Genomic DNA, 22,545 nt, shown 5'->3' on the forward strand with positions numbered 1-22,545 from the left:
AATCTAAAAATTAGTGTTTTATTTATTTGTTTGTTTCTTTTTTGTTTTCAACCACAGCCTTGATGAAACTCATAAATAAGGGGTTGGGGGAGAGCACCGTACTGTTATACTCGGGATGGAATTGTACGCCCAGGTACCATTTCAGACCGGGCGCTTCAACTACTTCAACCAAATTTGTGTCGGGGTTTGTGCCGGTGCATTTCATTCCATTTTCTTCAAACTGAGTCCGGTAATCGTTGTTAAATTCAAAGCGGTGTCGGTGTCGTTCTTCTATCAGGTCTTTGCCATAAGCCTTGTGTACCAGCGAATGTTTCTGCAAAGCGCACTTATAAGCGCCCAAACGCATCGAACCTCCCATATTGCTGATATTTTTCTGTTCTTCCATCAAATCTATCACTTTATAAGGAGTATTGCTGTTCATTTCGGTGGAGTTTGCCTCTTCCAGATTCAGCACATTGCGCGCGTATTCAATAACCATGCATTGCATTCCCAAGCAAATGCCAAACGTGGGCACATCGTGTTCACGGGCGTATTTCAGGGCTACAAATTTTCCGTCAATGCCACGTTGTCCGAATCCGGGAGCAATAATAATGCCGTCCATTGAGCCCAATATTCCGGCCACATTGGCTTCGGTTATTTTGGCGGAATGGATTAATTGCAGGTCGAGTTTCCGGTCGTTGTAGGTTGCGGCCTGCAACAGCGATTCGTTAATGGATTTGTAGGCGTCGGGAAGTTCTACATACTTGCCTACCAAGCCTATGCGTATTGTTTCGGTAGCATTTTTCTTTTTGTCGAGAAAGTCCCGCCACGATTTTAAGGTAGGTCTTTCACCGATGGGCATACCCATTTTTCGGAGAATGATTTCGTCCATACCCTGTTCCTGTATTATCAGCGGAACTTCGTATATGGTAGGAACGTCAACCGATTGTACTACGGCGTCCTCTTCCACATTACAGAATAGAGCCACCTTGCGAAGAATGTCTTTGCTTAGGAGATGTTCGGTACGCAACACAAGCATATCGGGCTGAATACCTGATTCTTGCAAGCTTTTCACCGAATGTTGAGTAGGTTTTGTTTTGACTTCCTTGGCGGCAGCAATGTAGGGCACGTATGTCAGATGTACGCACACACAGTTTTTCCCTAAAGCCCACCTCAATTGGCGTACACTTTCGATAAACGGAAGCGATTCGATGTCGCCTACTGTTCCGCCTATTTCGGTAATGACGAAATCGTAATCGTATTTCGACCCCAACAGTTTGATATTCCGGCGTATTTCGTCCGTAATGTGAGGCACTATCTGAACGGTTTTCCCCAAATAATCGCCTCTTCGCTCTTTATTAATAACATTCTGGTAAATTCTACCGGTTGTTATATTGTTATCGCGATGAGTAGGCTGGTTGAGGAAACGCTCGTAATGCCCCAAATCAAGATCGGCTTCATGGCCGTCCACCGTAACGTAACATTCGCCATGTTCGTACGGGTTCAGGGTTCCCGGGTCGATATTAATATACGGGTCCAGCTTTTGGATAGTAACTTTATATCCTCTGGCTTGCAATAATTTTCCCAGCGAAGATGCTATAATTCCTTTCCCCAAGGATGAAATAACACCGCCCGTAACAAAAATATATTTTGTATCTGCCACAACTATAATTTTTTATATTTGAAACTACTTTACAAGCGTACAAAAGTACAAAAATAAATGTAAAACGAAAAATTAATTTGATGTGCTGATGTGCTGATGTGGCAATATGCTAATTTGCTAATCAGCACATCCGAAACACATCATCATATTGGCAAATTAATTTCGTATCTTTGTGCAAAATTATAAGTTTTATGCCCTGTATTCTTCACATAGAAACATCAACACTGGCCTGCTCGGTGGCTGTTTCGCTCAATGGCGGCACAATATACAAAGAAGAAGCGCCCGATGGCCCTTCTCATGCTTCGTTATTGGGTGTGTTTGTCGATAATGCCGTTCGATTTACGCGCACGAATAACATCCGGTTAGAGGCTGTGGCGGTAAGTTGCGGCCCGGGTTCTTATACCGGTTTGCGAATAGGCGTTTCCGAAGCCAAAGGTCTGTGTTTCGGCTTGGGCTTGCCCTTAATTGCTCTGAATACCTTGCTGATTATGGCTGCAAAAACAGTAAAAGACAGTTCATTACCCGAGGATGCCCTCCTTTGCCCCATGATAGACGCCCGCCGGATGGAAGTGTATGCAGGGATATACAACCGCCAACTGGAGCCGGTAAGAGGCATCGGAGCGGATATAGTGGATGAAAATTCGTATCGTGAATATTTATTGCAACACCAAGTGGTGTTCTTCGGCAATGGCGCAGATAAATGCAAAGATTACCTGAGCAGCGAAAACGCCCTGTTTTTAGAGAATGTGTATCCGGTAGCCTCCGACATGGTTGCTTTAGCCGAGGATGCATTCGCAGCAGGTGATTTTGTAGATATAGCCTATTTTGAACCCTTCTATCTGAAAGAGTTTGTGGCTACTGTGGCTAAGAATAAGGGGCTTTGGTAGCTGGTAATACAGAACCCTTGTGGTAATCTAATCGCAAAGACTTATAAATAGAGAGTACAGTATATTGTTTGCCCTTCGTTGAGTCTTAATCTCGGTAAACGATAATAGGAGTACTGAAATATGAAACTGGCTTTATAAGGCATCTAAATTATTGGAGGTTGGGCGTATTTCTAAGGCTTCGTTTCACTCAGCCTTAGAAGATAGGTTTACGAAGTATATTTTGAGGCAAATTTTCGCCCGAATCGTTTTCGTGCCGAAATTTCACTTTTTTCCTCGTGAGCTTATTCGGTTTCACTTTCGATATAAAAATACTGTAAATCGAAAATAAAGATGTAAATTCGTCATATAAATAACAATCGAGATAATATGAAAGATAACTATCAGAGAAATATCCAACTTAGGTGTTCAACTTGCGGTGGAGAAGATTTTAATTTCAATGAAGACAAGTCTTATGTAAAATGTAATTTGTGCAATCGGGAATATCTTGGCGGATATGACGAATTAGTAGAATTCAATCAAGAAAATATCAATGAGAGTGTCGAAGCAATGAAAAATGAAGTTCAAGATGATTTGCAAAAAGAACTGTCTGATATGTTCAAAAAAGCCTTCAAAGGGAATAAGAATATAAAATTCAAATGAGCATGGATATTGTTAGTATAGCTTTATCGGCATTCGCAATTGTATTGACAATTGTAATGTATTTTAAGCATGATAAGCGATTGAAAAAGCAAGAAGAAAAATTAAATGCTTATCAGTTGAAAAAGATTGATGAAGAGGAGTCTGAAAATAAAAAAGCTCTAATAAGAGGTAATATTGTAAAAGGAAACAAAGGTAGTCGGGTACTAAAAGTATTCAATTCAGGCAAAGCAGTTGCTCGTAATATCAGAGTAGAATATCTTCGAGATATGGAGCATATTTTCCCAAGAGATGACCACTTTCCGTATGAATTGTTGAACCCACAAGATAATTCTGAGATATTTTTATTGTTAGCCTCTGGTGCATCGACATTGCATATCAAATTTATTTGGGATGATGATTTTAAGAAAGACAATGAATTTATTCAAAAGCTAACTCTCTGATACCATATAAAAAATAATTATGGAATGCTTTTCTCAATTAACCCAAGAGACTCTTGGTGATTATGTATATCTATTGATTAATCCTTTGGATAATAAGATATTTTATGTCGGTAAAGGAAAAGGTAATAGGGTATTTGACCATGCGAAGGCTATTTCTTCTGATTGGATAAGTGATAAACTTGATGTTATTAGAAGTATTATTGACAAGGGGGAAAAAGTAAAGTATTATATTTTAAGGCATGGCTTGTCAGTAGATGAAGCCTATCTTGTAGAATCTGTATTTATTGATTTTCTGACATTCAGTGATTTTAGCTTTGTTGCTAATATATCTAATATTGTTGCTGGACATAATCAATGGGATAAAGGTTTGAAAACGGTTGAAGAAATAGAATTATTGTATAATTGCTTGCCTTTAGATATAGAAAATAAGCCTCATAAACTGCTTTGTATAAATATAAATGGCACTTATCACTCCTCAGCCGATATTTACGGAATTACAAGGAAAAGTTGGGTATTAAATCCTAATCGAGCAAATCAAGCTGATTACGTTGTTGCAGAGTATAGGGGAATTATCCGAGCTATATTTAAAATAGATGAAAAAGGATGGCAAAGGGTTGAAAGTGAAGAAAATGCAGAATACTTTAAAGGAAAAAGCAAAGCTCGATATTATTTTGAGGGAAAAGAAGTACTTGATAAGGAAATCCAAGAAATATATTTGAATAAAAGGCTTCCTCCCAAACCTAAAGGGCAAGCTAATCCTATTTGGTATTTGGACTGATATAGTATGAGAAATAAAATACTTCAAGAGAAACGGCTTTCTGAAGCTATAAAATTGTTTCCTCAAATTAAAATATTGCATTGCTTAGGGCATGGAAATAAAGGAGAGGCATATTTAATGGAAGATGGTTCTGTTATGAAAATAACAATTGATAGAGAGGAGTATTATACAGCCCGAACAATAAAAGGACGAAGATTAAAGCATATTATTGATATTTATCAATGTTATAAATTTGAATGTATCTATGATGATGGAGATTCGGATAATCTTTTTTGCATAAAAGAAGAGTTTCTTGATACAACTTCAAAAAAAGAGATTATTCAAAAATTTGTAGCTTTATTTAAACGAGCGTGGTTCAGTATTTATTTTTCTGATATAGCAAAGTACCAAAGTGCAACTTTTGATGATTTAGACGAATATATGAGGAATCCCGATAGGTATTCAAAAGCAATCAACTTCACGAAAGAATATATTATGAGTGAAGGAAATAAACTTGGTTTAGGAAAAGAATTTGATGATATCTATAATCAATTACTTGCCGCTTATATAGAGTTGTATAAATTCGCCCCGAAATCCCATTTAGATTTGAATGATGGCAATATAGGATTTACTTCAGAAGGAGCATTGAAAATATTTGATATGCAGTAAAATTTATAAAATAAAGATAAACCAGTATATGAGTGTAGAAATAACTTTAGATAAACTAAGAGCATTAGACCTTCCAAAATATCCTTATACTGAAGTCAAAGAATTGTTTTGGGAATTAGGGCAAGTTGGTTTTATTATCAATACTCTTCATTCTATGAAAGTAATAACAAGAGCAAGGTCTGGTAGTGGATATACTAATAAGTCAGACTTGTCTTATAAGCCTCAAGAATATAATGATAAATGTCAGCGAGCAAGTACTCCCAATCATACAATGTTTTATGGTACTATTGTTGAAGAAGGTCGTCCAATAGAAGATACGAGATTAATTGCTGCAAGTGAGTGTTCTGCATTGCTTAGAGGAGGTATAAATACTTCTGGAATTGAAAAAATTACTTTTGGTAGATGGCAGGTTATTAAAGACATTGATTTGGTATCAATAGTACATAAAGATATTTTTTCTAACGTTGAGAATAATACACTATTAAAAGAATTGCATGGTTCATATGAGACATTTATAAAAAAGTCTCCCGATATTGAAGAAAAGAATAACTTAATCGCAAGATTTTTTGCCGAAGAATACTCTAAGGATAATATCACTAATGATTTTGATTATTTTCTTTCAGCTGTTTTTTCGGAGTTTGTAGCTTATGATTTGAATTATGATGGGGTTATGTATCCTTCTGTACAAGCAGGAGGACAAATTGGATTTAATGTAGCAATTAAACCCGAAGCTGTTGATGATAAAATGAGATTAGATATTATTGGAGAATCAACCTTGTATAAAAATAAAGATAAGTCTATAAATATTACTGATAAAATATCATCTATGGAATCTTGGATATATTTAGATTCTATTTCTAACTCCCAAAAAGATAATGATGAAATTTTGAGTAGGTTGGGGATAAGTAGTTTTGATGAATTAAACAATCAATAACCTGTATATCTGCCACTTGTAAAATAACCCTTTGTCGCCCCTATTTGCGACCCCTAAAAATAAAAAACTCCAAAACATGTTTTAATAAACAATTTCGGAGTTTTTTTTTGAGGTTCCTGGCGGATTCGAACCGCCGTAAACGGTTTTGCAGACCGGCGCCTAGCCACTCGGCCAAGGAACCATTCGCACTAAGCGAGTGCAAAGGTAATCTATTTTTTTAACTATCCAACAAGGCTAGCCGGAAAATATGCTTATTTTATCACTTTATATTTATCGCCGGTTTCTTTTACAATCTCGCGGTAGAATTTATCGGGATACCCAACTCGTTCGGGCGATGTGGGTTGCCCGTGCTCGTTTCGGATAAATTCACCGTCTTTTTCTTTGCGAACAATACCGTCCATGTATTTAATCATCAAAAATTCGCCCAGCTTTTTCCAGCGCTCAAAGGCATATTGTGCCTGTTTGCTGCTGTAATCCGTAAGTACCATCTGCGGCGTTGCGCCTTGTACGGTTGTAGCTATATGCTCGATATGGGTTTGCTGCGCCAGGAATTCGCTTTCCAGTTCTTCCTGAACTTTTTTCACTTCCTCGTGCAGGTAGTTGTATTTGTTGTAAACCATATTCGCCACCCAATTGTGAATCCAAAAGCTGGATGTCCACGAAAAAGTGTATAAATCGCCGTTTCCCTTGCGAAAGCATTCGGGTATTTTGGTGATGGAGCAATACATGGGTACATATACCGTATGTGCGGCATCGTCGGTACCAAACCACAGTATTCCGCCAATCGGGTTAGGTAGCCACGACCGCATTTGGGCGACAAACGTAAAGCCTGTTTGCTGTGTGGCAATCGGACGTTCGTTGCAATAGGTAACGGAATCTACTTCCCACTCCAATGGCGACCAGCGATAGGGCGAATCAAAGGGCCCTGCGCCTGCATTGTAACGCCAATCGAGTTCGGTATCCTCGTAATGGTCGCGCATCATTGCCTTCAAATCGCTTAGCGACAGTTTCTTATCCGGTTTGATATACAGGGGCATGGGGTCGTGTGTTTCGCCTTTGGCATAACTTGCGAAACGAGCCATATCTTTGTTGTAGCGGTTAAAGAAACTCCATACGCGCGCTTCGCAAAAACGTTGTCCGCCAAAATCCAAGGGGTTGTATGCCCTGGCAAAGCTAAAATCCTTGTCTTCGCCCGAAAAATAGCCCTTTTCGCGGGCAAACGAAATCACATCTTTTGAATACAGGCAGTTTTCTTTGTCGTTTAACGGAAACTGTTGTATCCTCGCCTGATTGGCATGTGCCGAAATACAATCGTCGGGAATGCGGACGGCCACCCAAACGGCTCCCTTGTTTCCTTTCCCTTTGCCTGTCATTTCCAGTATCCACACCTCGTTGGGGTCGGCAACAGAGAACGATTCTCCGCTGCTGCAATAGCCGTATTCACTCACCAGGCTTGTCATCACGGCAATGGCTTCACGGGCTGTTTTGGCGCGTTGCAAAGTGATGTACATCAAACTGCCGTAATCAATAATTCCTTCCGATTCTTCCAGCTCTGTCCGGCCACCGAAGGTTGTTTCGCCGATGCTTAGCTGGTATTCGTTGATGTTTCCGACTACGTTGCAGGTTTCCGAAGCTTGTTTTATTTCTCCCAGATATTTGCCGGTATCCCATTCATAAACCTTCAACATTTCGTTTGGAGCATATTTTTGCGCAGGCCAATGGTACAGTTCGCCATAAAGCGAATAGGAGTCTGCCGAATAAGTTATCATGGTCGAACCATCTGCCGATGCCGATTTACCCACAAGCAAATTTGTACAGGCAAACAAACCGGTCGCAAAATGGATAGCAATTAAGATGAGAATTGATCTTTTCATTGTTAATTTATTTGAGATTTATTCGTGAAGATACGCTTTTAGAACGATAAATAGCGCTCCAAACTTGGTTACTGTAAAAAAAAACAGATATTATTCAGCTAATTTTATATGTTTTATAATATATAAATTTTTTTTGCAAATACGATTAATTCGTGTTTCTTTGTATCAGATAACCTAAAACAATCTTTTTGCCTTAAGGCTAATACCTAAATTAACTAAAATAAGAGGAGATATAACCAAAGTCTCCTCTTATTTTTTTTTGGCGCTCGCCAGCTTTTTGTCGTTACTCCAAAATATAGCCAAACCTTTTCAACAGGTTGTCGCGGCTTCTCCAGTCTTTTTCTACTTTCACATACATGGTCAGGAATACTTTTTTACCGAAAAAGTGTTCGATGTCTTTGCGTGCCATGGAACCTACTTTTTTCAGGGCAAGTCCCTGATGGCCAATGATAATTCCTTTTTGGGTATCGCGTTCGGCAATTATCAAGGCACGGATTTTCAGAATGTCTTTTTCATCCTGAAATTCTTCGACAATGACTTCTACCGAGTAGGGAACTTCTTTTTGATAGTAAAGCAATATTTTTTCGCGGATAATTTCGGTTACGAAAAACCGGGCCGGACGATCTGTCAGCGCATCTTTCTCGAAATAGGGTGGGGACTCGGGCAGCAAACTTATTATCCGGTTTTTCAGGAGGTCGATGTTAAATTTGTTCAGGGCCGATATGGGATATATTTCGGCTTTGGGTAAAAGCTCTTTCCATTCCGCTACCAGTTTTTCGAGTTCCAGCTGGTTGGTTTGGTCAATTTTATTAATGAGTAGCAGCGTCGGAATATCCACTTGCTGTACTTTGCTCAGAAATTCTTCGTTTTTCAGTGTTTTTTCCACCACATCGGTCATGTACAGCAAAACATCGGCGTCGCCCAATGCCGATTCCGAAAAGCGGAGCATTGTTTCCTGCAATTTGTAGTTGGGACGCAGTATTCCCGGCGTATCGGAATACACAATCTGGTATTCGTCGGTATTCACAATTCCGAATATCCTGTGCCTTGTTGTTTGCGCTTTAGATGTAATAATTGACAGCCTCTGGCCTACCAATTTGTTCATCAAGGTCGATTTGCCTACGTTTGGATTTCCTACAATGTTAACGAATCCCGATTTATGCATTTTCTATGATTTGTGATATATAAAATAAAAAACGCACCTTTCGAGATGCGTTCTTTCAATATTATATCGGATTTAATACGCCCATTTTATATATACTGCTCCCCAGGTGAAGCCTGCGCCGAATGCTGCAAGGATAATATTATCGCCTTTTTTCAGCTTGCTTTCCCATTCCCACAAACACATGGGGATGGTTCCTGCGCTCGAGTTGCCGTATTTTTGGATGTTGACCATTACCTTGTCTTCCGACAGTCCCATGCGGTTGGCGGCAGCATCAATAATCCGTCTGTTTGCCTGATGGGGTACAAACCAGGCAATATCGTCTTTTGTCAGGTGGTTTCTCTCCATGATTTCGGCTGACACGTCGGCCATGCGCGAAACGGCATGTTTAAATACTACCTGGCCTTCCTGATAAATGTAGTGCATTTGCTTATCGACTGTTTCGGCTGAAGCCGGATTGGCCGATCCGCCGCCTTCCAACCGGAGGTGCGGTATTCCTACGCCGTCGGTATGCAGTATGGTATCTTTTATTCCTACGTCTTCGGTTGTTGGTTCCAGCATGATGGCGCCTGCGGCGTCGCCAAACAAGGTACAAGTTGTTCTGTCGGAATAGTTTGTAATGGAGGTCATTTTATCGCCTCCTATGATAATGATTTTCTTGTATTTCCCGCTTTTGATGAAGTTTGCTCCGACTTCCAACGCAAAAATGAATCCCGAACAGGCTGCGTTTAAATCGAAACCGAAAGCATTTTTTATGCCGCTGGCTTCGGCCACCAAGGCTGCTGTGGAAGGAAATGGGTAATCGGGGGTGGTGGTTGCGCAGATAATCAGGTCAACATCTTCGGGTTTAGTGTTGGTTTTCTTCAACAACTCGGCTACGGCTGCTGCTCCCATCACAGACGTACCTTTCCCTTCGCCTTTCAATACGTGTCTTTCTTTTATACCAACACGCGACATGATCCATTCGTCGCTTGTATCCACCATTTTAGCCAAATCGGCATTGGTAATAACATCTTCGGGAGCATAAGCTCCGATGCCCGTAATTGCTGCTTGAATCATAGTTATATGCTTGAATGAAATAATTTTAAATAAAGAAAACCCTAAAGACTCCTCCCTAGGGCTTTATTTTTTGATACTACGAAGAGGAGATTTGTAATTAAACCGCCGCTTTTTTCTCGATAGCTAGTTTTCCTCTGTAATAACCACATTCTCCACAAACAGTGTGGAAAACATGCCATGATCCGCAATTTGAACAAATTGCCAATGTAGGAAGAGCTGCTTTATCGTGAGTTCTTCTTTTTGCTTGTCTAGCGCTTGATTGCCTACTTCTGGGATGTGCCATTTCTTTTTGTTATTTTATTTTATAATTATGTTATTGATTCAAAAATTATTCAATCTTAATCAGTCAAAACTCAAATCTTTTATCGAATCCCACTGCGATCCGGATTCTGCCGGGTTGTCGTCCTGTATATCATCGTCCAAATCCAAATCGTCGTCATCCGGCGATGTTACTTTATGTTTGTTCAGTTTCGATGACATCAGCTTGTTGCACTTTCCTTGCGGATGCACATGCTTCATTGGGATGTTCAGCGATACAAATTCGTACAAGAACCAAGCGATATTTATTTCGCCGTCATCTTCGGGAATAACAACTATTTCGTCGCTTTCCTCCGAATATTCTTGCCCAAATTTTACGATAAGGCGGTTATTTGTTTCAATTTCTATCGGCATATAGTCCAAACACCTGTCGCATGTTACCTGAACTTCGCCTGCCAGTTTAAACAAAAACTCGAACAGGTTGGTTTTATGCTTTATCGTCAAAACCACTTCAACCGAGCCTTTATGCAAATCCGAATCGGCATCGCTAATCAGGTTAAAAAACTGATCGTCAAGCAGATATTTGAACTCGCGGTTGCCTTCCGAAATACCCTTTAATGGTATGTTATAGAGACTAAACTTTCCCACTTTTATCTAAAGTATAAAGAACGGTCGCAAAGATAAGAATAAATTTTAATATTGTAAAATTGCTAATGAGAATAATAAAAAAACTAATGTGCTGATGTACCAATGTGCTGATGTGCTAATGTGAATAATGTAGGGTCGTGGCGTGCCGCGACCATATTTTTTTGTGGGTTCGTAGGGGCGTATGGCATACGCCCGCTACCGCGAACGGGTTGCGACGAATATATAATTTGCACCAAACAGGAGATTGCGGGTCGGAGCCCGCAATGACAGAAATAAAAATGGTCGCGGCACGCCACGACCCTACATTATTCTCATCAGCACATCAACACATCAGCACATTATTATAATCGTTTAATTCTGTTTAACACTCCTATGCTACATTTATAATTTAATTCCGTTTATTTTTGCTTGTCAATAATGTGAAATATAGTTGAAGCATATAATATACATACTACCGGTTTGTTTCCTGCTGTGTTCGGGGCAGAGTCTTTTTGCTCAGGGCCGGAAGAAGAAGATTTATTATTTGGTGGAAGTAAAGCAGAACGATACCTTGATTACGGTTCAACTGCCCGAAGTGGTGGTGTATGCTCCCTTGAAGTTTAAAACTGAAAAAGAGCGGCTGGCTTATACCCGGCTGGTGAGGGATGTGAAGAAAACCTTGCCCTATGCCAAAGAGGTATCTAACAATATTATAGAAAGTTACGAAATGATGCAGACTTTTGATACGGAGAAAGAACGCCAGAAGTTTTTGGAGGATGTACAGAAGTTTATCATGGACAAATACAAGCCCCAGATGAAAAAGCTGACCCGTACGCAAGGAAAAATACTGGTGAAGTTGATTGACAGGGAGACAAACAGTTCGTCCTACGACATAGTAAAATCCATGGTCGGGAGTTTCAAGGCCGGATTCTACAACACCTTTGCATCCCTCTTTGGCAACAACCTGAAAACCCGCTACGACCCCGAAGGCGAAGATTGGATGATAGAACGCATTGCCACGGAGATAGAGCAGGGGGTATTGTGATGTTTTGATTGTCAGGAGATTGCGGGTCAAGCCCGCAATGACAAACATTCTCAATTCTCCATTCTCAATTCCCTAAATGAGGCCTCTTGATTTAAACTCCAAATATTTATTGATTGAGTTGATTGTCAGCGATTCGGGTGTGGATAGCAGGGTGTGGATGCCGTACCTGTTTAGCTCTTTCACAATCAGGCGCTTGTCGTAGGACAGCTTTTCGGCAATCCCTTTTTTAAACACTTCACCAATATTCCCGGGATTCACCGACAGCACATCGTTAAACTCCGAATTCAGGAAGAAGGCCACAAGTACGAGGTGATCTTTTGCCAAGCGGCTCAGGTATTTCAACTGGCGCCGCATTCCGTTTACCGTCTCGAAATTGGTGTACAGAACAATCAGGCTACGCTGGTTAAGTTTATGTTTAACAGTTACATACAAGCGTTCGTAATCCGATTCCTTGAACTGTGTTTTCTGTGCATAAAGCGTCTCCATGATTATATTCCGTTGACGGCGTTGGCGGTCTGCCGGCACAATCTGGTCAATCTGATTCGAGAAAGTGATTAATCCGGCTTTATCGCTTTTGTTCAGTGCGGTACTGCAAACCATCAGGCTCGAATTGATGGCATAATCCAACAAGGTCAGGCCATTAAACGGCATTTCCATAGTGCGACCTTTATCTATGAGGCAATACACCTGTTGCGATTTTTCTTCCTGGTAGGTGTTCACCATCAGCTGATTAACGCGTGCCGATGCCTTGTAATTAATGGTGCGGGGGTCGTCGCCCATCACATATTGTTTAATGTGTTCAAACTCGGAAGCATGACCCAGTCGGCGGACTTTTTTGATTCCAACATCTGTCAGGCGGTTTGAGGCAGCCAGCAGTTCGTATTTGTGCATGTCGATAAACGAGGGATATACGGCCACCATTTTGTGCTCGTCGAAGCGGTAGCGTTTCTGCACCAAGCCGATGAAACTCTGCGCAAATATATTTACCGCGCCAAAGGAATATTCACCCCGTTTGGTGGGGCGTAAATTGTAATGCAAAACCTTCTCGGCATTGGCTCGAATGTCCGTCTTAAAACGGAGGTTACGCATCTGAAACTGAAAAGGCGCTTCCTCAACTACCTGTATGTCAATGGTTGTGGTGTATTTATTGTGAATCCAGATCGACAGGCTGTTTTCGTCTCCGTTCGACAACCGGTCGGGGCAAATGCGCTTGCATTCGATGGCGTTTCCCGGCAGAAAGACGATAAGTATATCTATCAACAGAAACAACACAGCCACCCCAAAAAGCGCCTGCATGGTGAAAAAGAAATTATCGAAGATAAAGCACAAGATAAATCCTATTGCACACATCGACAGCACAATAAAAAACCGCGTAGGCAAATACAAACTTTTCAGGAAACGGATCATCTTGGCACTTCGGTCTTTTCTATCAGTTGTTTTATTATGGTATCGGTGGATGTTCCTTCCATCTCTTTTTCGGGGCTTAGCAATATCCGGTGGCGCAACACGGGCAACGCCATCTCGTTAATGTCTTCGGGTGTGATAAAATCCCTTCCGCGAATAGCAGCCAATGCCTTCGATGCATTCAGAATAGCCAGGGAAGCGCGTGGCGAAGCGCCCAGGCTTATCCATGGATTTTTGCGCGTGGCCGACACAATTTGTGCGATGTAATTCAATAAATGCTCTTCGACATGCACTTTAGCGGCCTGTTCGCGCAACGAATTGAGTGTTTTTGCATCCAAAACGGATTCAATATTCACATCAGCCGATAATTCGCCTCTGTTTTGGCGACCCAATATTTCAACTTCTTCCGTAATGCCGGGGTAATCGACCAATATTTTAAACAGGAAGCGGTCTAACTGGGCCTCGGGCAGGCGGTATGTACCTTCCTGTTCCACAGGGTTTTGGGTAGCAATCACCAAAAACGGATAGGCCAGGGAATAGGTCGTCCCGTCGTTTGTTACCTGCCGTTCTTCCATCACCTCGAACAAGGCGGCTTGGGTTTTTGCCGGCGCGCGGTTTATTTCGTCTATCAGCACGATATTGGAAAAAACAGGCCCTTTCCTAAACTCAAATTTCCCCGATGACGGCAGAAAAACACTCGTCCCCAGCACATCCGAGGGCATAAGGTCGGGCGTGAACTGCAAGCGGCTGAATCCAACTTTCAGCGTCTTGGCCAAAAGCTTCGCCGACAGTGTTTTTGCCACGCCCGGAACGCCTTCTACCAGCACGTGTCCGTTGGCCAATACAGCCACAATCAGTTGCTCCACCATTTGATGCTGGCCGACAACAACTTTCCCTATTTCGGCTCTCATCAATTCTACATTCCGGTTCAACTCCGAAAAATCGATTCTTGTTTCAAAATTCAAATCAGACATATATTTTTAAGTTCAAAGTTTAATGTTCAAAGTTCAAGCCCCCTAAATCCCCCGTAGGGGGACAGCCCCTCCAACCTCCCCGTAGGGGAGGCTTTTAAAGTCCCCCTACGGGGGATTTAGGGGGCTGTTTTATAAAATTCTTCTAGTTTCTCGTTGTACGTCAACAACAAGCCGTTGCTAATATCGTGAGCCTCGCTTATTTCCTTCTTCAGGGCAAAAATACTTTCGACAAGTTCTGCTTCCACACCCGATTTCAGGCTCAGTGTTTTTATAAATTCGTCATCTATTGTTTCGGTTCTTAAATAGTAACGCGTTCGTACCAAATCGAGGAAATAATTGTGCCGTTTCTCCACAATGGATTCGTAGGCCTGTTTTTGGTAATACAGATTACTCAGGGTATCCAAAAATTCCAGCGAGGTATTTTTAGGCGGTTCAATCACCGGAATGATTCGTTGCGTGCGTTTCGAGCGGAACAAAATAAACAGCAATCCGCCCGCCAGAATAATATAATATCCCCAAAGCATGGCCGGATGGATCCAGATAACACGGAAAACGCTGTATTCGCCTATACGTCCCTGTTTCTGGTATTCGTCCCATATTATATTGTTTGTTTTGGGCAGGTACGACAGGCAGGTAAATGCAAACCTGTATTTATCCGGTTTCAGCAATTCTACATTGGAAAAAGCAACGGGCAAGGTATTCAGGTACAGAAAGCCCTTGCCGTGTTTAATTTCGACGAACACCGGCTGGTGATTCTTCTTGCTTTCGGCCAAGGTTTGGAGAGATACCTTAGCGCTGTCGGTTTTTTCAAAATAATGCAGGGCTCCTCTTACGCTGGTAAAGGTATATTCTTTGCTCTTCAACTTGCTGAATATGAAAGTGGTATCGGAGGATGCCCATTCGACGGTAATCTTCAAGCCCAAAGTATCGAGCAAGAAAGGCGACATGCTTTCTGCCGAAATAAAGGCATTGTTTCCCTCCTCGACAAAGGCCAGCAGATTTTTAATATCCAGTTTGTCAACGCTTTGTGTATGCGCAACGCCTTCTTCCCACGATATGGGGACTGTTCCAAATCCTTGATTAATAAAAAGATAGGAGTGGTATGTTTTATCTGTATCCTCCTGTTCATATTCGAGTTGAGTTTCGACGTATTCGGATTCATCCGCATAATAATCCTCGATTTTGACTTCGTCTTCGTCCACATATCTCAGTTCGTTGTAAACCGGCAGGCGCGACACCGTTATTTCTTTACCCGGAAACACATCCTTCAACAAATCGAATACAATATAAGTACCGTACGGATTTTTATCGGTATTAATAAATGTGGGCGTCCAATCAACCGGATTTTTCTTGTTCGCTTCAACAAGTATCAGGCCGATGAATAACACCGAAATGATAAGGATGTATATTGTCAACTTTTTATCTTTCATTGCCTATCATTTGGTTGAACTCCTGAAAAAAGTGGTATGCCTCCCTGAACCTGTTTTCGTCAAGCACAAATTCGCCATACCACACAAAATCGAAAATAAGTGTTGTATCAAGGAATTTAGTTCTCAAACGGGCGCTTTCTATTTCATACTGGTAGCTGTAATTCGTTTTGTTGGGGTTCCATTTTATAAATTCCCTGTCCGACAACGATTTAAGATTTTTCAGGTAGAGAAAGCGGATGGCTAGCCGATAGTTTCCGGCCTTCATGCTTTCGGCTATCAGCTGGTCAAAGTTCATTTTATTCACATCCTCGGCGACAAACTCCGCATCTTCCGATTCGAGTTTTTGCTTTCCAAACAGGGTTTTCAAGGATATGTTTTGCGTTTTTAAGGCAATCATTATAATAATAGTCGAAACAATCAGCACAAGCAATATCAAAGCAAGTTCGCGGGATAAAATGATGGATGCCGATTCTCCTAAAAATTCGGTTATAGAGCCAATAAGTCGTTGCAACCAAGTTGGGTAGCGAAAGGGTTGAGACGATTCGTACTGAAAATCCTTATCTTTCCTGAATTCTTCCATCCGCCCCTCACCGGGAATCCGCAATTCCAAGCGAGACGGAGACGTATAAGCAACACTATCCTGTGCCCGAACCAAACCGGTCGTGAAGAGAAGAATGAGAATAATATGCCAATGTGCCAATGTGAATAATGCCCTTATTGTCGCAAAGCGACAATTGCAAAATATTCTCATTGGCATACTATTCATCTTATTCCTATTATTCACATTGGCACATTACTCTCCAATACTATCTATTTTTCGTTGCAAGCTTGTGTTGTCTCGCCTTTCTTTCAGGTCGTAATACAAAAAGGCCGATGCGATGTAAAAAACTGAGGAAAAGAACAACGCAGCTACATTGTATGCCGCAGTGGTGATGGGAGCCAAGGCGGTCAGCATTGTTGACGAGCCTGTAGGCGAAAGTCCTATCGTCATTTGCACAATAAACAGAGGAATAGCAATTACCATTATACACACAGCAAATATAATGGATATAATAAATACAAATGCAAAAGTTCCGAACCAATCTTGTTTTACCAGATTGTAGCTTTCGCGTATGCTGTCCACCGCGCTACAAGGTATTTCGCTGCGCCGGTCGGCTACATAAGCCGGCAGATACACACAAAAAGAGATGGCAAGCCATATACCGGGTATGATGCAAAACATAAAGCCAAGTATCATCGCCAATCCAACAAGGAAACCGGCTCCAAGCGCTCCCAAATACGAACTTTTTGCCCTGTCCCACACCCTTGAGCTATCTACTGTTCCATCTTCCGACTCATCGTACTCGGCAACGTACGAGATAACGAAAACAGCCGCCGCAATCGAAGCTAAGGATGTAGCCAACGTCAGCAATAAATTAGTAACTGAATAACTTGGCGCTGTGAGTTGCGTTGTTAATCCCGAGAATATGCCGAGAATAATATAAACAGGTATCAGGTACAGCAATCCTTTGGCTATTGCTTTTCCGTTTTGCTTGATAAACGAAATAAGAGCATTTATTCTTCCCCCAAAATCGCGGTTTTCGTTCAGTTCAATTTTAGTTGTATTCATATCAGGTTTGTTTTTTAAGGATTTATATTGTTCGTCCTCCACAAAGTTAATTGTTTATTATAAAAAAAGAAGATTGTGAATACTTTTTTTCTGTATCCACAATCCCCTGAATTTTTTTCACTGTTTTATTTGCATCGTAAAACAGTATATTTTTTGTCTAATCTTATTTCTTTTGTGCTCCGCGGTTTCCGTAACGGCTCATAAACTTGTCAACACGTCCGGCAGTATCCACCAGTTTTTGTTTACCTGTGTAGAAAGGGTGAGACGAACTGGTGATCTCGAGTTTTACTAACGGATAAGTTACGCCATCAATTTCGATAGTATCTTTTGCATTGATAGTAGAACGGGATATAAAAACGTCATCGTTAGACATATCTTTAAAAGCTACCGGACGATAATTTTCAGGGTGAATACCTTTTTTCATTGCTATTTATTATTAATTTTTTTACTCTTACTTTTTCGGTGTGCAAATATAGAACATTTTTCGCTAAAAAAAAATATTCGCATGTATTTTAGCAATAAAATGAGTAATATTCTAAAAGAAACCCCCTAATTCTCCCGCAAGTCTTCTCCTGATGGTATCTAAGGCTGAAAGCCTTTAATATCCCAGCCCAACGCAGCGTGTTGGGAAAGATAGCCAATACAATTTTGCGCCCTGAAAGGGGCAACATATCAGGGCAAACCTTGAAAAAATTTAGAAGCGCTATTACGGATGAGATTCCTCCCTTTGGTCGGAATGACTCGCTATTGATGGTTTAAGGGATGAGGAAGCGGCGGCTTCGCCGCCGCTTCCTCATCCCCTCTCCTCAAAAGGAGACAGTCATTCCGACCAAAGGGAGGAATCTCCTGCTCATATCAGCAACTTTACCGAAAGGCATAAGTAACAACGAGTGTACATTCAACCCCCGAAGGGGCAGGGCTGTTAAGTTCTTCCGAACATTTGTCCCGTCAGGGACGAGATGTTGGTAGAAAAAATGTATAGTCAATGCAATATGTGCCGTAGGTACATGATGTGGAATGTTGCGTACCTGACGGCACGCCGTTTTACGGAGAAATTCCTTTTCTACCAACATTGAATCCCTGACGGGATTTAGAACTTAACAGCCCTGCCCTTTCGGGGTAACAGAGTGTAGTGATTTTTTTTCAGGTTTGCCATGTCAGGAAATGGAACATAATAATATTTTTTATACTTTTGTACCACCTCCCCCACCCCCCTCCAAAAGAGGGGGCTTCAATGGCCTCCCCAATAGGGGGAGGTTGGAGGGGGTGGGTGGAACTTTAAACTTAAAAAAGAATAAATAATGGGAAGAGCTTTTGAATACCGTAAAGCTACAAAAATGAAACGATGGGGCAATATGGCCCGCGTGTTTACAAAATTAGGAAGACAAATAACCATAGCCGTAAAAGAAGCCGGCCCCGACCCGGATACCAATGCGCGTTTGAGGGTGTTGATTCAGCAGACGAAGAAGGAAAACATGCCCAAGGAAAACGTAGAACGGGCAATTAAAAAAGCCATTTCGAAAGACGAAGCCGACTACAAGGAAATGATATACGAAGGCTATGGGCCTTTCGGTATTGCCATTGTTGTGGAAACGGCAACCGATAATCCTACCCGCACGGTAGCCAATGTGCGCAGTTATTTTAATAAACACGGCGGTTCGTTGGGTACTTCGGGCAGCCTCGAATTTTTGTTCGACCACAAGTGCGTATTTAATGTGGCGCCCAAAGAAGGAATCGAACTGGACGAGCTGGAACTGGAACTGATTGATTTTGGCGTGGACGAAATAGACCGGGACGACGAAGGCAACATAATCCTTTACGGAGAGTTTAAATCCTACTCCGATATTCAAAAATACCTCGAAGAAAACGGATTCGAGATACATAGCGCCGAATTTGAACGCATCCCGCACGAACTGAAAGAAGTAACCGAAGAACAACGTGTAACGCTGGATAAACTCCTCGAAAAGTTTGAAGACGACGACGATGTTCAGAATGTTTTCCACAATATGCAGGAATAACAGCCCCTCCAACCTCCCCGTAGGGGAGGCTTTTCTTGTTACCAGCATATTGGCCATAATCGCGCCTTTACGTGTGTCATTGCGGGTCGGCGCCCGCAATGACAGTGTTTTTTGTCGCTTCGCGCCAATTAGCACATTATTTACATCAACATATTGATTAACCTTTTCACTCAGGGCAAACCTTGAAAAATTTTAGAACTACTGTTACGGATGAGATTCCTCCCTTTGGTCGGAATGACTCGCCTGTTAGTGGTTTAAGGGATGAGGAAGCGGCGGCTTCGCCGCCGCTTCCTCATCTCCTCTCCCCAAAAGGAGACTGTCATTCCGACCAAAGGGAGGAATCTCCTGCTCATATCAGCCACTTTACCGAAAGGCATAAGCCGTAAAATTTTTCATGCGTTTGCCCTGCTTTTTCGCTTTACACTTTTAGTTCTTCATTAAAAAACAGTATCTTTGTCCTCATTATTCATAAGCATACACAGATGTTACTACTGGATTTTTTGGAGAAGATCGGACAATACACCCTTCTGATGCGTAAAGTATTTACAAAGCCGCAGAAATGGAATGTGTTCTTCAGACAATATATCAATGAGATAAATAAATTGGGAGTCGATTCAATCTGGATTGTGATTATTATCTCGTTTTTCATCGGCGCCGTAATAGTGGTGCAGATTACCCTGAATATCAATTCGCCGATTTTACCGAGATATACGGTAGGATACGTTTCGCGCGAGATTATTATTCTGGAATTTTCATCCACCATCATGTGTCTTATTTTGGCCGGCAAGGTGGGGTCGAACATTTCGTCCGAAATAGGGACAATGCGGGTAACCGAACAGATTGACGCCCTGGAGATTATGGGTGTCAATTCGGCCAATTACCTTGTTCTCCCCAAAGTTACCGCATTGATGACTTTTGTGCCGGTGTTGGTCGTGCTGAGCATGTTCTTTGCGATTATCGGAGGTTATCTGGTTTGTGCAGCGGGAGAAGTTCTGCCCGTATCCACTTACGAGTACGGGGTGCAGTACTATTTCCGGTCGTTTTATATTGGGTACGCCATTGTAAAAACCGTTGTATTCGGATTTATAATAGCTTCGGTTGCGGCTTACTACGGTTACTACGCCCGGGGCGGATCGCTGGATGTTGGCCGCGCCAGCACAAATGCGGTGGTAATGAGTAGCGTTCTTGTTCTGGTTACCGATTTATTAATCACTCAATTGATGATGGGATGATAGAGGTAAAAAATCTGGAAAAATCATTTGAGGGAAGAGCCGTATTGAAAGGTATAAACACCGTTTTCGACCCCGGAAAAACAAACCTGATTATAGGCCGAAGCGGATCGGGTAAAACCGTGCTGCTCAAAAATTTAGTTGGATTAATTCGTCCTACCGCAGGACAAATATTATACGATGGTCGCGATTTGACAAGGATGTTGAAGCATGAAATGAACACGATACGGAAAGAAATGGGTATGATTTTTCAGGGATCGGCATTGTTTGACGCCATGACCGTTTTCGAAAATGTCCATTTTCCGTTGGAGATGTTTTCGCCGCTATCGAAACCGGAACAAATTAAACGCGCCCGGTTTTGTTTAGAGCGTGTGAATCTGGGCGATGCAGGCCGTTTATATCCCTCGGAAATAAGCGGTGGTATGATGAAACGGGCGGCCATTGCCCGGGCCATAGCGCTCAATCCCCGCTATTTATTCTGCGATGAGCCCAATTCGGGACTTGACCCGCAAACATCCCTTGTGATTGACGACTTGATTCACGACATCACCAAAGAATACAAGATAACGACAATAATCAACACCCACGACATGAATTCGGTGATGAATATTGGCGAAAAGATTATTTTTATAAAAGAAGGAAATCTGGAATGGTCGGGCACAAAAGACGACATTATTTCGTCCACCAATCAGGCCTTGAATGACTTTGTATTTGCCTCCGACCTGTTTAAAAAAGTGAAGGCTATTGAAACCGAAAAAGAAACTAAAACTGCCATATAATCATGAAAATTATATCCTACAACCTGAACGGATTTCGTTCGGCCGTGAGTAAGGGACTTCTTTCGTGGATAGAAGAAGAAGCGCCTGATATGCTTTGTTTTCAAGAACTTAAAGCACAAGAAGAACAGATTGACCTTATCTCGCTCCAGTCGATGGGATACAATTACTGCTACTTTCATCCTGCTGAAAAAAAAGGATATAGTGGCGTGGGAATTATAAGCAAACGCAAGCCCGATTTTGTGAAGGTAGGAATGGATATGGAACTGTACGACCGTGAGGGTAGGGCGCTACGTGTCGATTACGGGGATATGACGATTATTTGCGTGTATATTCCATCGGGGTCGATGGGCGATGTGCGTCAGGAATTTAAGATGAAATTTTTGGAAGATTTTACCCTGTTTATCCTCAAATTGAGAGCCGAGCGCAAAGAAATTCTTATTTGTGGCGACTACAATATCTGCCACAAACCCATTGATATTAATCACCCCGAGCGTCATCTGAGCTCTTCGGGCTTTTTGCCGGAGGAGCGCGAATGGTTCGACCGGTTTATAGCAACAGGCATGGTTGATACCTTCCGCGAATACGATGAAAGTCCCGAAAAATACAGCTGGTGGAGTTTCCGCGCCGGTTCGCGTGCAAAAAACCTGGGTTGGCGCATCGATTATCACCTGATTTCGGAAGAAGCCAAACACCGGCTGAAAAATGCCGCCATTCTGGATAAAGTGGTTCATTCCGACCATTGCCCCGTGGTGGTGGAGATGGAGATTTAACTAATGTGGATAATGTGCCAATGAGAATAATTAGAATAATTGCGATAAACAGACTGTCATTGCGGGCTTGACCCGCAATGACAGAAATAGAAATGGTCGCGGCACGCCATGACCCTACATTATTCACATTGGCACATTATTCTCATTGGTATATAGCACATTTATTATTATCTTTGTAGAAAAAGCAGCGACCTGAAATTTGTAATTATGACAATGAAGTCATCTTGACTTTTTAGATTGTTTGATTTTTCTTAGTAAAATGACCATGAAAGCAATGTAATTGAAAGCTTTCCAAGAGGAGGTTGTAAAGTCAAATCGGTTAAGAATAGATCTGAAGCT

Annotated in this window: 24 protein-coding genes and 1 tRNA gene; 12 read left to right on the forward strand and 13 right to left on the reverse strand. The window is 41.8% G+C overall.

Annotated features, from left to right (window positions below):
* Window positions 1–22 precede the first annotated feature (22 nt).
* On the reverse strand, window positions 23–1,642 hold the full coding sequence (locus ACYPWY_RS09700) for a CTP synthase (protein WP_459685332.1): 1,620 nt from the start codon (window positions 1,640–1,642) through the stop codon (window positions 23–25).
* Window positions 1,643–1,833: 191 nt separating this feature from the next.
* On the opposite strand from ACYPWY_RS09700, the gene tsaB reads away from it, so the two are divergent.
* From tsaB to ACYPWY_RS09730, 6 genes are all read left to right on the forward strand, one after another.
* Window positions 1,834–2,529, forward strand: coding sequence for a tRNA (adenosine(37)-N6)-threonylcarbamoyltransferase complex dimerization subunit type 1 TsaB (gene tsaB, locus ACYPWY_RS09705; protein ID WP_459685333.1), 696 nt, complete (start codon window positions 1,834–1,836; stop codon window positions 2,527–2,529).
* 366 nt (window positions 2,530–2,895) lie between these two features.
* Entirely contained in the window at window positions 2,896–3,168 is a 273-nt protein-coding gene (locus ACYPWY_RS09710) for an ECs_2282 family putative zinc-binding protein (RefSeq protein WP_459685334.1), read from the forward strand.
* A gap of 2 nt (window positions 3,169–3,170) precedes the next feature.
* A complete protein-coding gene (locus ACYPWY_RS09715; protein ID WP_459685335.1) occupies window positions 3,171–3,608 on the forward strand; it encodes a hypothetical protein in 438 nt (145 codons plus the stop codon).
* A gap of 19 nt (window positions 3,609–3,627) precedes the next feature.
* Window positions 3,628–4,386, forward strand: a complete 759-nt coding sequence (locus tag ACYPWY_RS09720) for an LEM-3-like GIY-YIG domain-containing protein (RefSeq protein WP_459685336.1) — start codon at window positions 3,628–3,630, stop codon at window positions 4,384–4,386.
* A gap of 6 nt (window positions 4,387–4,392) precedes the next feature.
* On the forward strand, window positions 4,393–5,034 hold the full coding sequence (locus ACYPWY_RS09725) for a hypothetical protein (protein WP_459685337.1): 642 nt from the start codon (window positions 4,393–4,395) through the stop codon (window positions 5,032–5,034).
* Window positions 5,035–5,062: 28 nt separating this feature from the next.
* A complete protein-coding gene (locus ACYPWY_RS09730) occupies window positions 5,063–5,968 on the forward strand; it encodes a hypothetical protein (RefSeq protein ID WP_459685338.1) in 906 nt (301 codons plus the stop codon).
* 110 nt (window positions 5,969–6,078) lie between these two features.
* Here ACYPWY_RS09730 and ACYPWY_RS09735 read toward each other — a convergent pair.
* The 6 genes from ACYPWY_RS09735 to ACYPWY_RS09760 form a co-directional block, all read right to left on the reverse strand.
* A tRNA-Cys gene (locus tag ACYPWY_RS09735) sits at window positions 6,079–6,149 on the reverse strand.
* A 70-nt stretch (window positions 6,150–6,219) separates the two neighbouring features.
* Complete coding sequence (locus tag ACYPWY_RS09740) at window positions 6,220–7,842, reverse strand: C69 family dipeptidase (protein ID WP_459685339.1); 1,623 nt, start codon at window positions 7,840–7,842, stop codon at window positions 6,220–6,222.
* Window positions 7,843–8,125: 283 nt separating this feature from the next.
* A complete protein-coding gene (gene era / locus ACYPWY_RS09745) occupies window positions 8,126–9,007 on the reverse strand; it encodes a GTPase Era (protein WP_459685340.1) in 882 nt (293 codons plus the stop codon).
* Window positions 9,008–9,079: 72 nt separating this feature from the next.
* Window positions 9,080–10,063: a beta-ketoacyl-ACP synthase III gene (locus ACYPWY_RS09750; protein WP_459685341.1), complete on the reverse strand. Its 984-nt coding sequence runs from the start codon at window positions 10,061–10,063 to the stop codon at window positions 9,080–9,082.
* A 97-nt stretch (window positions 10,064–10,160) separates the two neighbouring features.
* Complete coding sequence (gene rpmF / locus ACYPWY_RS09755) at window positions 10,161–10,346, reverse strand: 50S ribosomal protein L32 (protein ID WP_459685342.1); 186 nt, start codon at window positions 10,344–10,346, stop codon at window positions 10,161–10,163.
* 59 nt (window positions 10,347–10,405) lie between these two features.
* Window positions 10,406–10,969, reverse strand: a complete 564-nt coding sequence (locus ACYPWY_RS09760; protein ID WP_459685343.1) for a YceD family protein — start codon at window positions 10,967–10,969, stop codon at window positions 10,406–10,408.
* 430 nt (window positions 10,970–11,399) lie between these two features.
* Between ACYPWY_RS09760 and ACYPWY_RS09765 the strand changes: the two genes are divergently transcribed.
* Window positions 11,400–11,993 carry a DUF4294 domain-containing protein gene (locus tag ACYPWY_RS09765; protein WP_459685344.1) on the forward strand — a complete coding sequence of 198 codons (594 nt, stop codon included), beginning with the start codon at window positions 11,400–11,402 and terminating at the stop codon, window positions 11,991–11,993.
* 72 nt (window positions 11,994–12,065) lie between these two features.
* On the opposite strand, the gene ACYPWY_RS09770 is transcribed toward ACYPWY_RS09765, so the two are convergent.
* The 6 genes from ACYPWY_RS09770 to ACYPWY_RS09795 all read right to left on the reverse strand — a co-directional run bounded on the left by ACYPWY_RS09770 (window position 12,066) and on the right by ACYPWY_RS09795 (window position 17,834).
* Window positions 12,066–13,373, reverse strand: a complete 1,308-nt coding sequence (locus ACYPWY_RS09770; protein ID WP_459685345.1) for a DUF58 domain-containing protein — start codon at window positions 13,371–13,373, stop codon at window positions 12,066–12,068.
* A gap of 23 nt (window positions 13,374–13,396) precedes the next feature.
* Window positions 13,397–14,371: an AAA family ATPase gene (locus tag ACYPWY_RS09775; protein ID WP_459685346.1), complete on the reverse strand. Its 975-nt coding sequence runs from the start codon at window positions 14,369–14,371 to the stop codon at window positions 13,397–13,399.
* A gap of 116 nt (window positions 14,372–14,487) precedes the next feature.
* Entirely contained in the window at window positions 14,488–15,801 is a 1,314-nt protein-coding gene (locus ACYPWY_RS09780) for a DUF4350 domain-containing protein (RefSeq protein ID WP_459685347.1), read from the reverse strand.
* Window positions 15,791–16,552, reverse strand: a complete 762-nt coding sequence (locus ACYPWY_RS09785) for a hypothetical protein (RefSeq protein WP_459685348.1) — start codon at window positions 16,550–16,552, stop codon at window positions 15,791–15,793. Before ACYPWY_RS09785 ends, ACYPWY_RS09780 begins: the two co-directional genes overlap by 11 nt.
* Window positions 16,553–16,594: 42 nt before the next feature.
* The gene (locus ACYPWY_RS09790; protein ID WP_459685349.1) at window positions 16,595–17,410 is read right to left on the reverse strand and encodes a hypothetical protein; all 816 of its coding nucleotides are present in this window, start codon (window positions 17,408–17,410) and stop codon (window positions 16,595–16,597) included.
* A gap of 163 nt (window positions 17,411–17,573) precedes the next feature.
* Window positions 17,574–17,834 carry a type B 50S ribosomal protein L31 gene (locus ACYPWY_RS09795; protein WP_459685350.1) on the reverse strand — a complete coding sequence of 87 codons (261 nt, stop codon included), beginning with the start codon at window positions 17,832–17,834 and terminating at the stop codon, window positions 17,574–17,576.
* 877 nt (window positions 17,835–18,711) lie between these two features.
* On the opposite strand from ACYPWY_RS09795, the gene ACYPWY_RS09800 reads away from it, so the two are divergent.
* The 5 genes from ACYPWY_RS09800 (at window position 18,712) to ACYPWY_RS09820 (ending at window position 22,206) form a co-directional block, all read left to right on the forward strand.
* Window positions 18,712–19,428 carry a YebC/PmpR family DNA-binding transcriptional regulator gene (locus ACYPWY_RS09800; protein WP_459685351.1) on the forward strand — a complete coding sequence of 239 codons (717 nt, stop codon included), beginning with the start codon at window positions 18,712–18,714 and terminating at the stop codon, window positions 19,426–19,428.
* A 182-nt stretch (window positions 19,429–19,610) separates the two neighbouring features.
* On the forward strand, window positions 19,611–19,814 hold the full coding sequence (locus ACYPWY_RS09805; protein ID WP_459685352.1) for a hypothetical protein: 204 nt from the start codon (window positions 19,611–19,613) through the stop codon (window positions 19,812–19,814).
* A 96-nt stretch (window positions 19,815–19,910) separates the two neighbouring features.
* Complete coding sequence (locus ACYPWY_RS09810) at window positions 19,911–20,660, forward strand: MlaE family ABC transporter permease (protein ID WP_459685353.1); 750 nt, start codon at window positions 19,911–19,913, stop codon at window positions 20,658–20,660.
* Window positions 20,657–21,436, forward strand: a complete 780-nt coding sequence (locus ACYPWY_RS09815) for an ABC transporter ATP-binding protein (protein ID WP_459685354.1) — start codon at window positions 20,657–20,659, stop codon at window positions 21,434–21,436. Before ACYPWY_RS09810 ends, ACYPWY_RS09815 begins: the two co-directional genes overlap by 4 nt.
* A gap of 2 nt (window positions 21,437–21,438) precedes the next feature.
* Window positions 21,439–22,206 (forward strand): exodeoxyribonuclease III, encoded by a 768-nt coding sequence (locus ACYPWY_RS09820; protein WP_459685355.1) that lies wholly within the window; start codon window positions 21,439–21,441, stop codon window positions 22,204–22,206.
* Window positions 22,207–22,545: the final 339 nt, after the last annotated feature.

The organism is Viscerimonas tarda (assembly GCF_054601255.1).

What these genes read in the sequence shown, in the direction of transcription:
- ACYPWY_RS09775 (WP_459685346.1), bottom strand. Translation starts at nt 14,371, where the DNA reads ATGTCTGATTTGAATTTTGAAACAAGAATCGATTTTTCGGAGTTGAAC.
- ACYPWY_RS09715 (WP_459685335.1), top strand. Translation starts at nt 3,171, where the DNA reads ATGGATATTGTTAGTATAGCTTTATCGGCATTCGCAATTGTATTGACA.
- rpmF (WP_459685342.1), bottom strand. Translation starts at nt 10,346, where the DNA reads ATGGCACATCCCAGAAGTAGGCAATCAAGCGCTAGACAAGCAAAAAGA.
- ACYPWY_RS09795 (WP_459685350.1), bottom strand. Translation starts at nt 17,834, where the DNA reads ATGAAAAAAGGTATTCACCCTGAAAATTATCGTCCGGTAGCTTTTAAA.
- ACYPWY_RS09785 (WP_459685348.1), bottom strand. Translation starts at nt 16,552, where the DNA reads ATGAGAATATTTTGCAATTGTCGCTTTGCGACAATAAGGGCATTATTC.
- ACYPWY_RS09790 (WP_459685349.1), bottom strand. Translation starts at nt 17,410, where the DNA reads ATGAATACAACTAAAATTGAACTGAACGAAAACCGCGATTTTGGGGGA.
- ACYPWY_RS09780 (WP_459685347.1), bottom strand. Translation starts at nt 15,801, where the DNA reads ATGAAAGATAAAAAGTTGACAATATACATCCTTATCATTTCGGTGTTA.
- ACYPWY_RS09740 (WP_459685339.1), bottom strand. Translation starts at nt 7,842, where the DNA reads ATGAAAAGATCAATTCTCATCTTAATTGCTATCCATTTTGCGACCGGT.
- ACYPWY_RS09710 (WP_459685334.1), top strand. Translation starts at nt 2,896, where the DNA reads ATGAAAGATAACTATCAGAGAAATATCCAACTTAGGTGTTCAACTTGC.
- ACYPWY_RS09730 (WP_459685338.1), top strand. Translation starts at nt 5,063, where the DNA reads ATGAGTGTAGAAATAACTTTAGATAAACTAAGAGCATTAGACCTTCCA.
- tsaB (WP_459685333.1), top strand. Translation starts at nt 1,834, where the DNA reads ATGCCCTGTATTCTTCACATAGAAACATCAACACTGGCCTGCTCGGTG.
- ACYPWY_RS09820 (WP_459685355.1), top strand. Translation starts at nt 21,439, where the DNA reads ATGAAAATTATATCCTACAACCTGAACGGATTTCGTTCGGCCGTGAGT.
- ACYPWY_RS09750 (WP_459685341.1), bottom strand. Translation starts at nt 10,063, where the DNA reads ATGATTCAAGCAGCAATTACGGGCATCGGAGCTTATGCTCCCGAAGAT.
- ACYPWY_RS09810 (WP_459685353.1), top strand. Translation starts at nt 19,911, where the DNA reads ATGTTACTACTGGATTTTTTGGAGAAGATCGGACAATACACCCTTCTG.
- ACYPWY_RS09725 (WP_459685337.1), top strand. Translation starts at nt 4,393, where the DNA reads ATGAGAAATAAAATACTTCAAGAGAAACGGCTTTCTGAAGCTATAAAA.
- era (WP_459685340.1), bottom strand. Translation starts at nt 9,007, where the DNA reads ATGCATAAATCGGGATTCGTTAACATTGTAGGAAATCCAAACGTAGGC.
- ACYPWY_RS09720 (WP_459685336.1), top strand. Translation starts at nt 3,628, where the DNA reads ATGGAATGCTTTTCTCAATTAACCCAAGAGACTCTTGGTGATTATGTA.
- ACYPWY_RS09800 (WP_459685351.1), top strand. Translation starts at nt 18,712, where the DNA reads ATGGGAAGAGCTTTTGAATACCGTAAAGCTACAAAAATGAAACGATGG.
- ACYPWY_RS09815 (WP_459685354.1), top strand. Translation starts at nt 20,657, where the DNA reads ATGATAGAGGTAAAAAATCTGGAAAAATCATTTGAGGGAAGAGCCGTA.